Source organism: Leifsonia sp. KNZ12-8B (assembly GCF_056755495.1).
The window spans coordinates 1-16,065 of sequence record NZ_JBPGXM010000090.1 but is presented as its reverse complement, the minus strand read 5'-3'; the positions used below and the strand labels follow the sequence as shown (position 1 = coordinate 16,065).

Below are 16,065 nucleotides of genomic sequence, written 5' to 3'. Positions count from 1 at the left end.
CAAGGATCGGACGCACCCACCATCAACCCTTCCAGGCATCACAGTGAGGCAACTTCCCTACCTTACCACTCCCCGCCGGAATGTCAACTCAGCGCGCCGCGCTGATCGAATCCGATCATGAAGTGGAGGTGTTCATCCTAAGCGCAGCGACCCGACTCTCACAAGTCGTGATTCGCCGTCAGGCTCAGGATGATGGTCCCGCTTGAGGCCGGGGAGCTCTTCGGCTCTCCCGCACCTTTGGGGTGACAAGTAATTACTTTACGCAGACCTGACACGGCCCGCAAATCGCTCCTGCATCCCGGGCGTGTCATGCCCTGGTGCCCCGGAACAGGCGGGAGTTCAGAGCCCCGAGTACGCGTGGAGTCCCTTGAAGAACACGTTGACCACGCCGAAGTTGAACAGCACCGCCGCGAACCCGATGATCGCGAGCCACGCTGAACGGGATCCGCGCCACCCGCGCGTCGCACGAGCGTGGATGTAGCCGGCGTAGATCACCCAGATGATGAACGTCCAGACTTCCTTTGTGTCCCAGCCCCAGTAACGACCCCAGGCCTTCTCGGCCCAGACCGCTCCGGCGATGAGCGTGAACGTCCAGGCGATGAAGCCGACGATGTTGATCCGGTACGCGAGGTTCTCGAGCACCACGGAGCTCGGCAGCGTGCCGAGGAACCGGAACCCCTGGGGCCGCGACTCCGCGATCTGGCGCTCGCGCCGATACTGGAGCAGCTGGAGCCCCGACAGGGCGAAGCCGAGCGCGAAGAACGCGGTGCCCAGCACCGCGACGATGATGTGGATCACCAGCCAGTACGACTGGAGTGCCGGCTGCAGCGGGACCACCGGGACGTAGTACCGCAGTAGCGCGATGCCCTGAAGCACCAGCACGAGACCGACGATGAATGTGCCGAGGTACTTGATCTCCCAGCGGAGGTTCGCGAGCAGGAACACTCCGATGATGACGAGGGTGCCCGTCATCGAGAACTCCCACATGTTCGCCCAGGGGACCCGTGCCGCCGCGATGCCGCGGAGGACAGTCGCCACCAGGTGGAATCCGAACCCGATCGTCGTGAGCGCGAACGCCCAGCGGATCGCGACCGTCGACTCGGCACCGTTCATCACGTCATCCTCGACGCGGGAGCTGATGCGCGAGGAGAGACGGCCCAACGCGGATGTAGGACCTTCCGGCGCGACCGGATCGTCTCCACCCGTCGCCGTGATCGTGCCCGCTGCGGCGGCGGGCGTGGAGACCGCCGCGCGGCGCGCGACGGCGCTGGGAACTGCAGCTGCCTCCACCGCGGTCACCCGAGCGCCTCGCCGGGCGAGGTCGAGCGCGAACGCGATGAAGGCGGCCGCGTACAGCCCCATGGCCGCGTAGATGAACACGGTTGAGAGCTGGGACAGGGTCTCGGTCACGATATAAGCCTACGTCGTCGGTGGTCGGGTCAGGGCGGTCGCGTGCTGTTCCGCCACGGCGGTGACAGCGGCGATGAGGTTCGGATCCTCACCTCGGGCGAGCCCCGCGTACTCGAGCGTGAGCGAGCCGTCGGAGTTCTCGACGGCCTTCACCCAGATGCGGCGACGCGGAACGAACAACGAGGTCAGCAGCCCGGCGAGGATGAGGATCGCGAACAGCAGCACCCACCCCTGCGCGGGATCATGGTGCACGTCGAGCGAGGCGTACCGCTTGACGTTGTCGAGGCTGATCGTCCCGAGCCCGTCGGGGAGCTCCACCGTCTGCCCCGGCCGGACCTCGAGCGCCTTCGTCTTCGTCGGCGGCCCGGCCAGCTGGGTCAGCTTGTCGGTGTTGAGGCTGTACACCGACTGCGGCACGCCGCTGTCGACGCCGAGGTCTCCGACATACACGTTGAGACTCAGGACCGGGTCGTCGAGGCCGGGGAACTTCGACGTGAGCGCTCCCGTAGCCGTCTGGCTCTCGGCGACGGTCGGGTAGAAGAAGCCGATCATGCCCACCTGCTTCGCCAGCCCGTCCGGGACCTTGACGAATCCGAGCGAGGTGAGGCGCGCGTCCTGCGGCAGGAACGGCACCGAGTCGGTGAAGACGACATCCCCCTGCGGGTTCTTCACCGTGATGGTCGGCGCGTAGCCGTTCCCCAGGAGGTAGACGTTCGTCCCTCCGATGGAGAGGGGCTCGTTGACCTTGATGGTCGATGTGGACGACGCGTCGCCCGGCCCGGTGGTCGACACATGGGCGGTGTAGTCGAGTGGAGTGCCGACCGCATCCTGATTCTTCGTCTCGTAGGCGACGTCGAGACTGTCGACGCGGATCGAGAACGGCTCGAGCGCCTGATCGTTGAAGAAGCGGCCCGGATTGAAGGAGTTGTACGAGGGGAGGCTGTTGACGAAGCTCTGCCCCTCGACGACGACCTTCTGGCCGGTGTAGCCGAAGCCTCCGCCGACCCCGATCGCGATGAGCACGCCGAGGAGCGCGACGTGGAAGACGAGGTTGCCCGACTCGCGGAGGTACCCGCGCTCGGCTGAAACCGAGGTCGATCGCGCGTCCTGGTAGAGCGCGACGCGGTAGCGGGAGGCGCGGAGGATCTCACGGGCGGCCTCGATCGGCTCCGGCGCCGACGCGCGCAGTTCCGCGGGAAGGATCCTCGCCTGGAAGCCGGCCATCCGAGTCAGCCGCACCGGCGTCTTCGGCGGCTTCGCGCGCATCGCGTCGAAGTGGTGCTTGGTCCGAGGGATGATGCAGCCGATGAGGGAGGCGAACAGGAGGAGGTAGATCGCCGAGAACCACACAGACGTGTACACGTCGAAGAACTGCAGCTTGTCGAGAACCGGGGCGAGCTGCGGGTTGTCGGTGAAGTACTTGGTGACGCCGTTCGGGTCCGAGCTGCGCTGCGGGACGAGCGACCCGGGCACTGCCGCGATCGCCAGCAGCAGGAGCAGGAACAGCGCGGTGCGCATGCTCGTGAGCTGCCGCCAGAACCAGCGCACCCAGCCGACCGGCCCCAGGCGGGGCTGGACGACGTTCGGGTCCTCACGCGGTGGCGCGGAGTCGATGTGATCAGAGGGCCGGCTCAAAACCTTGGATCACCGCCAGGAATTGGGACATGAGCTGACTCCAGAGCCCGGTTGCCATGAGGATGCCGATGACGACGAGGAGCACGCCGCCGATGATGTTGATGAGCCGGATGTGCCGCTTCAGGAAGGCCACCGATCCGGCGACCCACTCGAAGCCGAGGGCGACGAGCAGGAACGGGATGCCCAGTCCGATGCAGTACACCAGCCCGAGGAGCGCGCCGCGCCACGGCGACCCCGTCCCGACGCTGAGGGCGCTGATCGCCGCGAGGGTCGGGCCGATGCACGGGGTCCAGCCGAGCCCGAAGACGATGCCGAGCAGCGGGGCGCCGATGAGCCCGGTCGCGGGGCGCCATGACGGCTTGATCGTCCGCTGCAGGAAGGAGAACTGACCGATGAACACGAGCCCCATCAGGATGACGACCACTCCGAGGATCCGGATGACGACCTCCTGCCACCGGACGAGCCACAGCCCCAGTGCACCGAAGGCGGCGCCGTACGCCACGAACACCACGGCGAACCCGAGGATGAACAGCGCGACACCGGTGAGGACGCGGGACCGCTCCCGCTTGGCGCCGCCGTCGCTCATCCCACCGACGTAAGCGAGGTAGCCCGGAACGAGCGGGAGCACACACGGCGAGGCGAACGACACCAGTCCGGCGAGCAGCGCGACCGGCAGCGCCAGCAGCAGCTGGCCGCTGAACACGATCTGACCGATTCCTCCCACGTCAGGACTCGGCCACGGCGTCGGAGATGAGGGTGTCGAGGATGCTGCGGTCCGGGATGGCGCCGAGGATGCGGGCGGCGACCCGGCCCTTCTTGTCGATGACGAGCGTCGTCGGCGTGGCCTTCGGCGGGACCGTCTTGCTGAACGCCAGCAGCACGGAGCCGGTGTCGCGGTCGAGCACGGTCGGATAGGTGACGCCCTTGTCCTTCTCGAAGCTCGCCGCGGTGCTCGCAGAGTCGTAGAGGTTGACGCCGAGGAATCCGACGCCGTCGCCCTTGTACTTCTGGTAGAGCGCTTCGAGGTCGGGAGCCTCCACCCGGCACGGCGGGCATCCGGCGTACCAGAAGTTCACGACCAGAACATCGCCCGCGAAGTCCTTCGACGAGACGGGTGAGCCGTCCGCCAGCTCGCCGTCGAAGGCGACCGGCTCGCCGCGGTTTCCTGCGGCGAACTCGCTCACGGTGCCGTCGCCCGCGATGTAGTTCTGACCGCTCCCGGCCCGGTACTGCTGCGCCAGACTGTCGTTGGCCGTGCATCCGGAGAGGAGCAGGGCGCCGGCGACCGTGGCCACTGAGAGGGCGAGAGTGAGTCCGGATCGACGTCGCATCACACCGCTCCCACATCGGTCGCCGCGGCCAGGAGGCCGGCCGCAGGCTCCACGTAACCGACCTCGACGAGGCGGCTCGGAGCCTCCGTCGCGTCGCCGACCGACCGCTCGAACGTGGTGATGCTCGACAGCGCACAACGCCGGTTGCGCGGGTCGTGCCAGAACCGCTCGCCCGCAACGGAGAGATGCGTGACCCAGATCGGGAGCTGGTGGCTGACCAGGACGACGTCGCCGTCTGGCACCGAGTCGAATGCCGAGTCGATCGCCTCCATCATGCGGCTCTCGATGCTCACGTACGCCTCGCCCCAGCTGGGCCGAGCCGGGTTCACCAGGTAGGGCCAGTTGCTGGGGCGCTTGAGGGCGCGGCGCATGACTGTGCCCTCGAAGCGGTTCGTCGGCTCGATGATCCGGTCGTCCACGACGGGCTCCAGGCCGAAGGCCGCCGCCACCGGGCGGGCCGACTCGCGCGTGCGCTGCAGCGGCGAGACACGAAGGCCTGAGATCGGCCGGTCGCGATCGCGGAGCTCGTCCGCGGCGGACTCGGCCATCCGGTGCCCGAGCTTGGAGAGGCCGAAGCCCGGCAGCCTGCCGTACAGGATGCCGTCGGGATTGAACACCTCGCCGTGACGGACGAGGTGAACCTGGCTTGCTACCACCGGTCCAGTCTACGGACGCGCTTCCCTTGAATTCACTGAGCGCGGGCAGCGGCACCGCCGGGCGGACCCGCGCGGGCGGTATGAGCGGACGGTAGGCTTGTCGCTCGTGACCGCACGCGCTTTGATCAGAGACCTGGCCGCCCTTCCCGACGGCCCCGTGAGCGTTGCCGGATGGGTCGAGACCGTCCGCGACCAGAAGAAGGTGCAGTTCGTCGTCCTTCGTGACGAGTCGGGCGCCGTGCAGCTGGTCAACCCGCGCACCGCCGGAGAGGACGGCGTCGTCGTCGCGGATGAGCCCGCCACCACTATCTCCGGACTCTCTCAGGGAACCTTCGTCCGGGCGACCGGCGAGCTCAAGCATGACGAGCGGGTCAAGCTCGGCGGCATCGAGATCAAGCTCACCTCGCTCACGGTCGAGACCGCGGCCATCCCCGAGACGCCGATCGCCGCCGACAGCGGGATCGACAAGCGCATGGACTGGCGCTTCCTCGACCTCCGCGAGCCGAAGCACAACCTGATCTTCCGTGTGCAGACCACGTTCGAGCACGCGCTTCGCCAGTACTGGATCGAGAACGGCTTCATCGAGATCCACACCCCCAAGCTGATGGCATCGCCTTCGGAGTCGCGCGCGGAACTCTTCCAGCTCGACTACTTCGAGACGACCGCCTACCTGGCCCAGAGCCCGCAGCTGTTCAAGCAGATGGCCCAGGCCGCCGGCTTCGGCCGCGTGTTCGAGGTCGGACCGGCGTTCCGCGCCGACCCGAGCTTCACCAGCCGTCACGCCACCGAGTTCACGAGCATCGACAGCGAGATCAGCTGGATCGACAGCCACGAGGACGTCATGAAGCTGCACGAGGACCTCATGGTCGCCGGCTTCACCGCGGTGAAGGAGAAGCACGCCGAGGAGATCGAGCGGCTGTTCGGTGTCGAGGTGACCGTCCCGAGCACGCCGTTCCCGCGCATCCCGTTGGCCGAGGCCAAGCGCATCGTCGCGGAGCGGGGATACGAGGTGCCGCGCGCCGACGACGACATGGACCCCGAGGGCGAGCGCCAGATCTCGGCGTACGTCAAGGAGACCTACGGTCACGAGTTCGTCTTCCTGACCGACTACAACGCCAGCATCCGGCCGTACTACCACATGCGTCACGAGGACGACCCCACGCTGACCAAGAGCTACGACCTCATCTTCAACGGCGTGGAGATCTCCACCGGAGCGCAGCGCGAGCACCGCGTCGACATCCTGGCCGAGCAGGCGAAGGAGAAGGGGCTCGACGTCGAGGAGCTCGACCTGAGCTTCTTCGAGTACGGGATCCCGCCGCACGGTGGCTTCGGGATGGGCCTGGCGCGTGTGCTGATGCTCATGCTGCACCTCTCGAACCTTCGCGAGACGACCTACCTCTTCCGCGGGCCGACGCGCCTGACGCCGTAGCACCGCTCCCGGAGGACGGGAGCGCGGTCCACCGCTCTCCCGCAACGAGGATGTGCCCGAGGAACCGGATGCCGATCGTCGCAGCGGCCGTGTCGAGTCTCCTGGTGAGCATGAGGTCGGCGACCGATGCGTCCAGGACCCCGGACGGATGGTTGTGCGCCACGGCGAAGGACCTCCCGCCGCGGGTGAGTACCGCTTGAAGCACGTCGGCGGGCTGGATCTGCGAATCGTCGACCCCGCCGTCCCGGAGGAGGACGACTTCTCGCGGGCGTGCCGCCCGGTCCGCCACCACCACGACGAAGCGCTCGCTGTCGCGGTGGAGGAGCTCTGGGCGCACGATGTCCGCAACCGCTGCGTCGTCCACAAGCCGGGTCCATGCCGACGCCTTGCCGGCGCGACGCCAGATCTCGATGATGGCGACGAGGCGGCCCGCGGTCGCCGGGCCCACGCCCGGAAGCGCCTCCAGGCGAGCGAAGTCCATCGACGCCAGGCCCTGGTACCCGCCCGTTCGGCGCAGAATGGATCGTGCGAGCGCGAGGACGCTGAGACCGGTCTGGCCGGAGCCGAGCACCAGCGCGAGGACCTCCTCGTCGGTGAGTGATCCGACGCCGAGACGCCGCATGCGCTCGCGCGGCCGGTCGTGTGCAGGGACGTTCGCAAGCGGCTCCCCCTCTTCCTGATCAGGCATGAGGCCACGGTAGGAGCGGCCGAACGGCGTGAACGCCGCTGATCCGAATCTGTGGAGAACTTGCCGTCGGTCGAGCCCTGTGGATGGTTGGCCGCGGGTGCGCGCGGGTTCACCGGGTGGACGGATCATCTCCACAGGGCTGCGCGCTTCGAGAGTTGTCCACGGATTTGAGAATCATCCGATCCCGCGTCCGTCGTCGGGGTCACAATGGACGCACATTCTCAGAAGGAGTCGTCCATGACCAGTCCGAACGACGTCGTCATCCTCTCGGCCGCGCGCACCCCGCTCGGCAAGATCAAGGGAGCGCTCGCCAGCCAGAGCGCGGTCCAACTCGGCACGACCGCCCTGCGCAAGGCGATCGAGGAGTCCGGGGTGGGGCCGGAGGCGATCGACGCGGTCATCTTCGGCCAGGTGCTCCAGGCGGGCGCCGGCCAGAACCCCGCGCGGCAGACCGCGATCGCTGCCGGTATCGGCTGGAACGTGCCTGCCACGACCATCAACAAGGTGTGCCTCTCGGGACTGGCCGCGGTCATCGATGCCGCGCGCCTCATCCGGGCGGGAGAGGCGACCGTCGTGGCGGCCGGAGGTCAGGAGTCGATGACCAACGCGCCGCACCTGCTCCCGGGTGCTCGCACGGGCTGGACCTATGGCTCGATCCAGGCGCTCGACTCCGCCGCATACGACGGGCTGACCGATGCGTTCGACGGCATCTCGATGGGAGCCTCGACGGAGCAGTACACGGAGCGCCTCGGGCTGACCCGCGAGGCGCAGGACGCCTTCGCCGCGTCGTCGCACCGACGCGCCGGGGCCGCGACAGCGGACGGAACCTTCGCGGACGAGATCGCGCCGGTCACCATCCCTCAGCGGAAGGGCGATCCCCTGGTGATCGCGGCCGACGAGGGCGTTCGGCCGGACTCGACGCCCGAGGTGCTGGGGAGGCTCGCTCCCAGCTTCGCGCAGGACGGCACGCTGACCGCCGGGAACTCGTCACCCCTGAGCGATGGAGCCGCGGCGCTGATCCTCACGAGCCGCGAGAACGCCGAGCGGCTCGGGCTCGAGTGGCTCGCGGTCGTCGGCACGAGCGGGCAGGTGGCCGGTCCGGACAACTCGCTGCACTCCCAGCCGTCCCACGCGATCGAGGCGGCGCTGTCGAAGGCCGACTGGTCTGTGGACGAGCTGGACTTCGTGGAGATCAACGAGGCCTTCGCGGCCGTCGCGCTCCAGTCGACCGCCGACCTCGGGCTCGACCCGGAGCGCGTGAACATCCACGGTGGGGCCATCGCGCTCGGGCATCCCATCGGGGCGTCGGGAGCCCGGCTGGCGGGGCACGCGGCGCACGAACTCGCCCGGCGAGGGAGCGGACGCGCGGCCGTTGCCCTGTGCGGCGGTGGCGGCCAGGGTGATGCCCTGCTGCTGTGGCGCTAGGTCGAGCCGGCGCCGGCGCTCGAGCCGGCGCCAGCGCTCGAGGTGGCGTTAGCGCTCGAGGTGGCGTTCGTCGGGTCCGGTGTACTGGGAGAGGGGGCGGATGAGGGAGTTCGAGGCGTACTGCTCGAAGATGTGGGCGGTCCACCCGGTGATGCGGGCGGCGGCGAACAGCGGGGTGAACGTCTCGGTGTCGAAGCCCATCAGGCTGTATGCCGGGCCTGACGGGTAGTCGAGGTTCGGCTTGATGTTCTTGCGCTCGGCCATGGCGTTCTCGAGGGAGTCATAGAGCGCGAGCATGTCGGCGCGGTCGTAGTGCTCGACGAGTCGCTCGAGGGCGGACCGCATCGTCGGGACCCGGGAGTCGCCGTTCTTGTACACGCGGTGGCCGAATCCCATGATCTTGCGCTTCTCGGCGAGTGCGGCGTCCAGCCAGGCCTCAGCGCGGTCGGCCGAGCCGATCTCGTCGAAGGCGTGCATCACGGCCTCGTTGGCTCCGCCGTGCAGCGGACCCTTGAGGGCGCCGATCGCACCCGTGACGGCCGAGTACACATCGGACAGCGTGGAGGCGATCACGCGCGCCGTGAAGGTGGAGGCGTTGAACGAGTGCTCCGCGTACAGCACGAGCGAGACGCGGAAGGCGTCGACCACGACGTCGTCCGGGACCTCGCCGAACGTCATCCAGAGGAAGTTGCGCGAGAAGTCCAGGTCGTCGCGGGGCTCCACCGGCTCGAGGCCCCGGCCCCGGCGCTGGATGTAAGCGACGATCGAGGGGAGCTGCGCGAGCAGATACACGGCCCGGCTGTCGTTGAGCTCCGGATCCAGAATGCCGTCGGGCTGCTGCAGGGTGGTGTCCAGTCCACCGAGCTGGCTCACGGCGGTCCGCAGGGCATCCATCGGGTGGGCGGTGACCGGGACATCGTCGATCGCGCGCCGCGTGCGGTCGTCGAGGCCGCGGAGTGAGCGCTCCAGCGCTTCGAACGCCACGAGCTCGTCCGGCGACGGCAGCTCGCCATGCCAGAGGAGATAGGCGACCTCCTCGAAGGAGCAGTGGGCGGCCAGCTCCTGCACCGGATAACCGCGATAGAGAAGGGAGTTGGTTTGCGGGTTCACGGAAGAGATCGTCGTGGTGTCGACCACGACGCCGGCGAGTCCCTTGTGGATGTCCAGGTCGGTCTTGTCCGGGTCGGTCATGTGCTGGAGCTCCTTTGCTGCCAGAGCGCCGGGTTACCGGCGCACCTCGAAGTTGTAGACGGAGGTGTCGAAGGCGTTGTAGCCCTCGTAGTCGATCAGATCGTAGAGCTCGGCGCGATGCTGCATGTCGCCGAGGAGGGGCTTCAGCGTCCCGCCGTCGAGGAGCGCATCGAGCCCGCGCTCCGCCGCCCCCATCGCCAGACGCAGCAGCGAGACCGGCCAGATGACGATGTTGACGCCCACGTCGCCCAGCTGGTCCACCGTGAAGAGGTCGCTCTTGCCGAACTCGGTCATGTTGGCGAGCATCGGCACATCGATGGCCCGGCGCACGGCCTCGAACTCGCCGAGGTCGGCCATCGCCTCCGGGAAGATGGCGTCAGCGCCCGCGTCGACGAGCGCCTTCGCGCGGTCGATCGCGGCGTCGAGCCCCTCCACCGCGCGGATGTCGGTGCGGGCCATGATCAACAGGTTCGGATCGCGGCGCGCGTCCGCCGCCGCGCGGATGCGCTTGAGAGCGGTGTCCTCGTCGACGACCTGCTTGCCGTCGAGGTGGCCGCAACGCTTCGGGTTGACCTGATCCTCGATGTGCAGACCGGCGACGCCGGCGTCCTCGAGGGACTGGACGGTCCGCGCGACATTCATCGGCTCGCCGAACCCGGTGTCGGCGTCGACCAGTGCGGGCAGATCCGTCATGCGTGCGATCTGCGCCGAGCGCCCGGCGACCTCGCTGAGGGTGGTGAGGCCGATGTCGGGGAGTCCGAGCTCGGCCGACAGCACGGCACCCGAGATGTAGACGCCTTCGAAGCCCTTGCGCTCGATGAGCCGTGCGCTGAGCGGGTTGAACGCGCCGGGCATCCGGACAAGCTCGCCGGAGGCGAGGCGGGCACGGAAGGCGGCGCGCTTCTCGTGCGCCGGGATGGAGGAGTAGAGCATCAGAACAATCCCTTCGGTACGGCGACCGAGGCGAGCAGGCCATGACGGGCCGTGATGGTGAGGCCGCCGAGCTCTGCGGCCGTGAGGTCGGGAAGGCGCTGCGCGAGGCCGAGGAACCGCTCGATCTCCGCCTCCTCCAGCACATCGGCGGACAGCGTGCGGAACTTCGCGATGTAGTCCGCACGGGCGAACGGCCGGGCGCCGAGCGGATGGGCGTCGGCGACGGCGATCTCGTCGGTGATGGTGGTGCCGTCGGCCATCCGGATCTCCACCCGGCCGCCGAAGGCCTTCTCAGCCGGGTCCGTCGAATGGTAGCGACGGGTCCACTCCGGATCCTCCGTCGTGCGCACCTTGCCCCAGAGTGCGACGGTGTCCGGCCGGGCGGCGCGCGACGGCTGGTACGACTCCGCGTGATGCCAGCGACCGTCCTGCAACGCCACCGTGAAGATGTACGGGATGCTGTGGTCGAGCGTCTCGCGCGAAGCGGACGGGTCGTACTTCTGCGGGTCGTTCGCCCCCGATCCGATCACGTAGTGGGTGTGGTGCGAGGTGTGGATGAGGATGGACTCCACCCGCGTCGGGTCGGCCGCCTCCGGGTGCTCGCGGTGCAGCTTGCGAGCAAGGTCGATCCACGCCTGGGCCTGGTACTCCGCCGAGTGCTCCTTCGTGTACGAGTCGAGGATCGCGCGCTTCGGCTCGCCCGGCTCGGGCAGCGGTACGTCGTAGGACGCCGACGGACCGTCGAGCAGCCAGGCGATCACGCCGTCCTCTCCTTCGTAGATCGGCGTCGGGCTGGTCTCGCCCCTCATCGCACGATCGACGGCCTCCACGGCCATCTTGCCGGCGAACGCCGGAGCATGCGCCTTCCAGCTGGAGATCTCGCCCTTGCGCGACTGCCGGGTCGCGGTCGTGGTGTGCAGCGCCTGCCCGATGGCCTGGAAGATCACCTCCGGCGGGAGGCCGAGCAGCGTCCCGATGCCGGCAGCGGCCGACGGGCCCAGGTGGGCGACGTGATCGATCTTGTGCTTGTGGAGGCTGATCGCGCGGGCCAGATCGATCTGGATCTCGTACCCGGTCGCGATGGCACGGACGAGGTCGCGTCCCGACAAGCCGAACGCGCGGCCGGCGTGCTGCGCCACCGCGACGATGGGCGGGATGTTGTCACCAGGGTGCGAGTACTCGGCCGCGAGGAAGGTGTCGTGGTAGTCCAGCTCCCGCACCGCGACGCCGTTGGCCCAGGCCGCCCACTCGGGCGACACCCGGACCTCCTGGGCCTCGCCGAAGACGGTCGCACCGTCCTGCGGGTGCTCGTTCGTCGACGTCAGCTCGTCGAGCTGCCGGACCGGCAGCCGATGCGCGAGCGCCTGCGACCGCGCCGACACCACGGGGCGGCGGGTGAGCGAGGCCGCGGCGACGGCTGCGTTGTCGATCACGCGGTTGACGACCATGTCTGCGACATCGTCGTCGACATCGACCGGGTCGGCGGCGACCTCGGCGATCCTCCACGCGAGCTGATCCTGTCGAGCGAGAGTCTCCTCGCTCCTGTGCACACGGACGTTGTGAAGCTTCACGTATCGAACCTACCTCGCTACGCTCTCGCCCATGGTCCCAGCGCCCTCTCTGCTCGCGTTCGCGCTCGCGTCGATCGCCCTCATCGTGATCCCCGGCCCGAGCGTGCTCTTCGTGATCGGTCGGTCCCTCGCGCTCGGTCGCCTGGGTGGGCTGCTGAGTGTGCTCGGGAACGCACTCGGGATGCTCCCGCTGGTGGTCGCGGTCGCACTCGGGATCGGCGCCGTGGTGGCGCAGTCGGAGATCGTGTTCACCATCGTGAAGTTCGCCGGAGCCGCGTACCTGGTCTACCTCGGCATCCAGGCGATCCGCCATCGTCGGCACACGGCGGTGACGCACGAGGCGACGGCTCCTCGGCACTCGCCGTGGCGGATCCTGGGCGAGGGCTTCCTCGTCGGGCTCACCAACCCGAAGTCGCTCGTGTTCTTCGTCGCCGTGCTACCGCAGTTCGTGGACTACTCGGCGGGCTCCATCCCGCTCCAGCTCATGGAGCTCGGGGTGGTGTTCCTCCTGCTGGCGCTGACCTTCGACAGCGTCTGGGCGCTTGCCGCGGGTACCGCGCGCCAGTGGTTCGGCCGCTCGCCGAAGCGGGTGGAACGGCTCGGCGCCACCGGGGGCGTGCTGATGATCGGATTGGGCGGCATCCTCGCCCTCACCGGCGCGAAGCACTGACCGGCCGGCGGATCAGATGTCGCCGGCCGTGGCGATCGGGACCAGGAACGCGCGGGCCAGCGTGTGGAAGTGCGCGTTGAACCCGAGGATGGCGGGCGTCGAGGCCGGGTCGAGGTCCAGATGCTCGACGTCCAGGGCGTGCACGATCACGTTGTAGTGGTGGGTGCCCGTTCCGGGCGGCGGCCCGGCGCCGGTGAAGCTCTTCGAGCCGAGCTCGTTCGACAGCATCGCCGCTCCCTGCGGGAGGGACGCGCCTCCCTCTGCCCCGGCTCCAGCGGGAAGCGAGGTGACGGACGCCGGGATGTTGTACACGGCCCAGTGCCAGAACCCGGAGCCGGTCGGAGCGTCCGGGTCGTGGATGGTCACGGCGAAGCTCTTGGTCTCGGCCGGGAAGCCGCTCCAGGAGAGCTGGGGCGAGACGTCGCCACCGCCTCCGCCCGCACCCCATTGCGCGCGGGCCAGCGGGCGGTCGTCGGCGATGTCGTCGCTGGTGAGGGTGAACTGAGGAACGGCGCCGAAGCGCTCCAGAGGATCCTGCGTCATGCGCGCCACGCTACGCCCTCTGCGCCGAGCCGGAGACCTCGACCGGTGCCGGACGGCGGCGGAGTCGCTGCGGCAGCCCGGTGATCCCCCACCCGGTGACGCGCAGCATCGCCTCGGCCACGATCGCACCGGTCATCTTGGAGGCTCCATGCTCGCGCTCGATGAACGTGACGGGCACCTCCGCGACCGTCAGCCCCGCCCGGTACGCCCGCCGCAGCATGTCGATCTGGAAGCAGTAGCCCTGGCTCTCGACGTCGTCGAAGTGGATGCTGCGCAGCGCGCCGGCCGTGAAGGCGCGGTAGCCGCCGGTCACGTCACGCGCCGGGATGCCCAGTGCCGCGCGCGAGTACAGACTGCCTCCGCGCGAGAGCAGCCGCCGGTGGGCCGGCCAGTTGACGACGTCGCCGCCGGGGATCCAGCGCGAGCCGAGGACCACATCGGCGCCGGGGCCGCCGTCCTCGCCACGCAGAGCCGCGAGCAGGCTCGGGAGCTGCTCGGGGCGGTGGGATCCGTCGGCGTCCATCTCGACGATGCGGTCGAAGCCCACGTCGAGCGCCCAGCGCATCGCGTCGCGGTAGGCGGCTCCGAGGCCCTCCTTGCCGGCCCGGTGCATCGCGTGCACCTGCGCGTCGGTCGCGGCGAGCGCGTCGGCGATCTCTCCTGTGCCATCCGGCGAGTTGTCGTCGACGACGAGGATGTCGGCGTCGGGGACCGATGCGCGGACCCTCCCCACGATCGGGCCGATGTTCTCCCGCTCGTTGTAGGTGGGGATGATGACGAGGGTTCGCACCGAACCGCCTTTCTCGTACTGCGTGTCGACCGTACTCCCACCATCCTCCAGGACGCTGAACAGTTGGAGAACGAACCTTCCGATCCCTGCAGGCTTCGAGCGGGCCATGCGTGTCCACAGGGTCCGGTCCCGAATGGGCTGTCCACCGATCACGGGGAACCCTTGGTGGCGATTTCGCGTTGCGGCCATCATGAACAGCATGGATCCCGTCGCCACCATCATCTGGACCGTGTCGTTCGTCCTCGTCACGGTCACCGTCACCGGGCTTTCGCGTCGGGTGGGATGGTCGGCGCCGGTGGTGCTGGTCGCGGTCGGCGCGGTCGCGTCGTTCGTGCCCGGCGTGCCCCAGGTGGCGCTCGAACCGGAGGTCGTGCTCTACGGGCTGCTGCCGCCGCTCCTGTTCGCTGCCGCGATCCAGACGTCGGTCGTCGACGTGCGGGCGAGGCGCGACGGCATCCTGCTGCTCTCCGTGGGACTCGTGGCGTTCACCGTCCTGGTGGTCGGCATGGCGACCTGGTTGGTGGTGCCGGCCATCACGCTGGCGGCCGCGTTCGCCTTCGGGGCGGTGGTCGCACCGACCGACACGGTTGCGGTGACCGCGATCGCCGGCAGGGTGCACCTCCCCCGCCGGCTCGTCACCGTGCTGGAGGGCGAGAGCCTCCTGAACGACGCCACCGCCCTGGTGGCGCTGAACGCGAGCATCGCGGCGATCGTGAGCGTGATCAATCCGTGGACGATCGCGGGCGACTTCGTGCTCGCCGTCGTGGTGGGCGTGGGGGTCGGCTTCGCGGTGGGCTGGGTGCTGGCGCAGATCCGCAAGCGGCTGCGGTCCCCCGTTCTCGACACGTCGCTGGGGCTGATCACGCCGTACCTCGCGTTCATCCCGTCGCAGCTGCTCCACGGCTCCGGCATCCTGTCGGTCGTCATGGCGGGGCTGTACCTGGGGTATCGATCCCCCACCATTCAGACGGCGGAGGCGCGGATCGCGGAGACGATCAACTGGCGGACGATCCAGTTCCTGCTCGAGAACGCGGTCTTCCTCTTCATCGGGCTGGAGCTCTCCAGCATCCTCGGGGCGGCCTTCGGATCGGGCATCACGGTGACGGAGACGATCCTGATCAGCGTCGTGGTCGTCATGGCGCTGTTCCTCGCGCGGTTCGTGTGGATGGTCGGCACGACGGCGCTGTACCGGCACGGGCCCAGGAGGCTGCGCGAGCGCGGGTGGAACTGGCCGACCGGCATCGCGGTGTCGTTCGCGGGCATCCGCGGGGTGGTCACGCTCGCGGCGGTGTTCCTGCTGCCGGAGGAGACGCCGCACCGGGAGTTCCTGCAGTTCCTGGCGTTCGTGGTCGTGGTGGTCACGCTGCTCGAGGGTCTGGCGCTGCCCTGGATCATCCGGCGGCTGCGGCTGCCGCCGCCCGACTTCGCCCAGGAGGCCAGCGAGATGCAGCGCCTGCTCGCCGAGGCCCAGACGGCGGGCCTCGAACACCTCGAGTCGCAGGTCACCGGCGACGAGGACGATCGCGTGCTCGAGCGGCTGCGGATCAACGCCGTCTTCCTGGCGGACGCGCTGGAGAATCCGTCGCCGGATCAGGACGAGGACGCCCCGCTGGAGTACCGCCGGCTCCGGCGGTCGATGATCGGCGCGGAGCGGAGGGCCGTGCTGACGGCGCGGGCGGAGGGGCGGTTCCAGGAGCCGGCGGTGCGGTCGGTGCTCGCGTTCCTGGACGCGGAGGAGACCGCGCTGAAGTCCTCCGGTCCTGGTGGGAAGAAGCCGCTCATGTGAGGGGCGA

15 protein-coding genes are annotated in these 16,065 nt (G+C 69.0%); 4 read left to right on the top strand and 11 right to left on the bottom strand.

What is annotated here, in order from left to right:
• Positions 1 to 339 precede the first annotated feature (339 nt).
• Genes ccsB through ACR9ZG_RS13145 form a run of 5 tightly spaced genes read right to left on the bottom strand, consistent with a single transcriptional unit; the run spans position 340 to position 5,032 of the window.
• A complete protein-coding gene (ccsB, locus tag ACR9ZG_RS13165; RefSeq protein WP_481285298.1) occupies positions 340 to 1,410 on the bottom strand; it encodes a c-type cytochrome biogenesis protein CcsB in 1,071 nt (356 codons plus the stop codon).
• A 9-nt stretch (positions 1,411 to 1,419) separates the two neighbouring features.
• Positions 1,420 to 3,045 (bottom strand): cytochrome c biogenesis protein ResB, encoded by a 1,626-nt coding sequence (gene resB, locus ACR9ZG_RS13160; RefSeq protein WP_481285297.1) that lies wholly within the window; start codon positions 3,043 to 3,045, stop codon positions 1,420 to 1,422.
• Positions 3,029 to 3,769 (bottom strand): cytochrome c biogenesis CcdA family protein, encoded by a 741-nt coding sequence (locus tag ACR9ZG_RS13155; protein ID WP_481285296.1) that lies wholly within the window; start codon positions 3,767 to 3,769, stop codon positions 3,029 to 3,031. The genes resB and ACR9ZG_RS13155 overlap by 17 nt, the downstream gene beginning before the upstream one ends.
• Before the next feature lies 1 nt (position 3,770).
• A complete protein-coding gene (locus ACR9ZG_RS13150; RefSeq protein ID WP_481285295.1) occupies positions 3,771 to 4,376 on the bottom strand; it encodes a TlpA family protein disulfide reductase in 606 nt (201 codons plus the stop codon).
• Complete coding sequence (locus tag ACR9ZG_RS13145) at positions 4,376 to 5,032, bottom strand: histidine phosphatase family protein (RefSeq protein ID WP_481285294.1); 657 nt, start codon at positions 5,030 to 5,032, stop codon at positions 4,376 to 4,378. Before ACR9ZG_RS13145 ends, ACR9ZG_RS13150 begins: the two co-directional genes overlap by 1 nt.
• Positions 5,033 to 5,153: 121 nt before the next feature.
• Between ACR9ZG_RS13145 and aspS the strand changes: the two genes are divergently transcribed.
• Positions 5,154 to 6,461, top strand: a complete 1,308-nt coding sequence (gene aspS / locus ACR9ZG_RS13140) for an aspartate--tRNA(Asn) ligase (RefSeq protein WP_481285299.1) — start codon at positions 5,154 to 5,156, stop codon at positions 6,459 to 6,461.
• Here aspS and ACR9ZG_RS13135 read toward each other — a convergent pair.
• Positions 6,391 to 7,149, bottom strand: a complete 759-nt coding sequence (locus ACR9ZG_RS13135) for a JAB domain-containing protein (RefSeq protein ID WP_481285293.1) — start codon at positions 7,147 to 7,149, stop codon at positions 6,391 to 6,393. The two genes, aspS and ACR9ZG_RS13135, sit on opposite strands and share 71 nt — an antisense overlap.
• A gap of 237 nt (positions 7,150 to 7,386) precedes the next feature.
• On the opposite strand from ACR9ZG_RS13135, the gene ACR9ZG_RS13130 reads away from it, so the two are divergent.
• Positions 7,387 to 8,574, top strand: coding sequence for an acetyl-CoA C-acetyltransferase (locus ACR9ZG_RS13130; RefSeq protein WP_481285292.1), 1,188 nt, complete (start codon positions 7,387 to 7,389; stop codon positions 8,572 to 8,574).
• A gap of 48 nt (positions 8,575 to 8,622) precedes the next feature.
• On the opposite strand, the gene ACR9ZG_RS13125 is transcribed toward ACR9ZG_RS13130, so the two are convergent.
• Genes ACR9ZG_RS13125 through ACR9ZG_RS13115 form a run of 3 tightly spaced genes read right to left on the bottom strand, consistent with a single transcriptional unit; the run spans position 8,623 to position 12,269 of the window.
• Entirely contained in the window at positions 8,623 to 9,765 is a 1,143-nt protein-coding gene (locus ACR9ZG_RS13125) for a bifunctional 2-methylcitrate synthase/citrate synthase (RefSeq protein WP_481285291.1), read from the bottom strand.
• Positions 9,766 to 9,798: 33 nt separating this feature from the next.
• Positions 9,799 to 10,698, bottom strand: a complete 900-nt coding sequence (prpB, locus tag ACR9ZG_RS13120) for a methylisocitrate lyase (RefSeq protein WP_481285290.1) — start codon at positions 10,696 to 10,698, stop codon at positions 9,799 to 9,801.
• Positions 10,698 to 12,269 carry an MmgE/PrpD family protein gene (locus ACR9ZG_RS13115; RefSeq protein WP_481285289.1) on the bottom strand — a complete coding sequence of 524 codons (1,572 nt, stop codon included), beginning with the start codon at positions 12,267 to 12,269 and terminating at the stop codon, positions 10,698 to 10,700. The genes prpB and ACR9ZG_RS13115 overlap by 1 nt, the downstream gene beginning before the upstream one ends.
• Positions 12,270 to 12,300: 31 nt before the next feature.
• On the opposite strand from ACR9ZG_RS13115, the gene ACR9ZG_RS13110 reads away from it, so the two are divergent.
• A complete protein-coding gene (locus ACR9ZG_RS13110) occupies positions 12,301 to 12,939 on the top strand; it encodes a LysE family translocator (protein WP_481285288.1) in 639 nt (212 codons plus the stop codon).
• Between the two features lie 12 nt (positions 12,940 to 12,951).
• Here the strand turns inward: ACR9ZG_RS13110 and ACR9ZG_RS13105 are convergent, their stop codons facing one another.
• Together ACR9ZG_RS13105 and ACR9ZG_RS13100 are read right to left on the bottom strand one after the other, a co-directional pair.
• Entirely contained in the window at positions 12,952 to 13,482 is a 531-nt protein-coding gene (locus ACR9ZG_RS13105) for a YbhB/YbcL family Raf kinase inhibitor-like protein (protein ID WP_481285287.1), read from the bottom strand.
• 10 nt (positions 13,483 to 13,492) lie between these two features.
• Positions 13,493 to 14,272: a polyprenol monophosphomannose synthase gene (locus ACR9ZG_RS13100; RefSeq protein ID WP_481285286.1), complete on the bottom strand. Its 780-nt coding sequence runs from the start codon at positions 14,270 to 14,272 to the stop codon at positions 13,493 to 13,495.
• Between the two features lie 199 nt (positions 14,273 to 14,471).
• Between ACR9ZG_RS13100 and ACR9ZG_RS13095 the strand changes: the two genes are divergently transcribed.
• Positions 14,472 to 16,058, top strand: coding sequence for a cation:proton antiporter (locus ACR9ZG_RS13095; RefSeq protein WP_481285285.1), 1,587 nt, complete (start codon positions 14,472 to 14,474; stop codon positions 16,056 to 16,058).
• Positions 16,059 to 16,065 lie beyond the last annotated feature (7 nt).

What these genes read in the sequence shown, in the direction of transcription:
- ACR9ZG_RS13150 (WP_481285295.1), bottom strand. Translation starts at nt 4,376, where the DNA reads ATGCGACGTCGATCCGGACTCACTCTCGCCCTCTCAGTGGCCACGGTC.
- ACR9ZG_RS13135 (WP_481285293.1), bottom strand. Translation starts at nt 7,149, where the DNA reads ATGCCTGATCAGGAAGAGGGGGAGCCGCTTGCGAACGTCCCTGCACAC.
- ACR9ZG_RS13130 (WP_481285292.1), top strand. Translation starts at nt 7,387, where the DNA reads ATGACCAGTCCGAACGACGTCGTCATCCTCTCGGCCGCGCGCACCCCG.
- ACR9ZG_RS13125 (WP_481285291.1), bottom strand. Translation starts at nt 9,765, where the DNA reads ATGACCGACCCGGACAAGACCGACCTGGACATCCACAAGGGACTCGCC.
- prpB (WP_481285290.1), bottom strand. Translation starts at nt 10,698, where the DNA reads ATGCTCTACTCCTCCATCCCGGCGCACGAGAAGCGCGCCGCCTTCCGT.
- ACR9ZG_RS13110 (WP_481285288.1), top strand. Translation starts at nt 12,301, where the DNA reads ATGGTCCCAGCGCCCTCTCTGCTCGCGTTCGCGCTCGCGTCGATCGCC.
- ACR9ZG_RS13105 (WP_481285287.1), bottom strand. Translation starts at nt 13,482, where the DNA reads ATGACGCAGGATCCTCTGGAGCGCTTCGGCGCCGTTCCTCAGTTCACC.
- ACR9ZG_RS13095 (WP_481285285.1), top strand. Translation starts at nt 14,472, where the DNA reads ATGGATCCCGTCGCCACCATCATCTGGACCGTGTCGTTCGTCCTCGTC.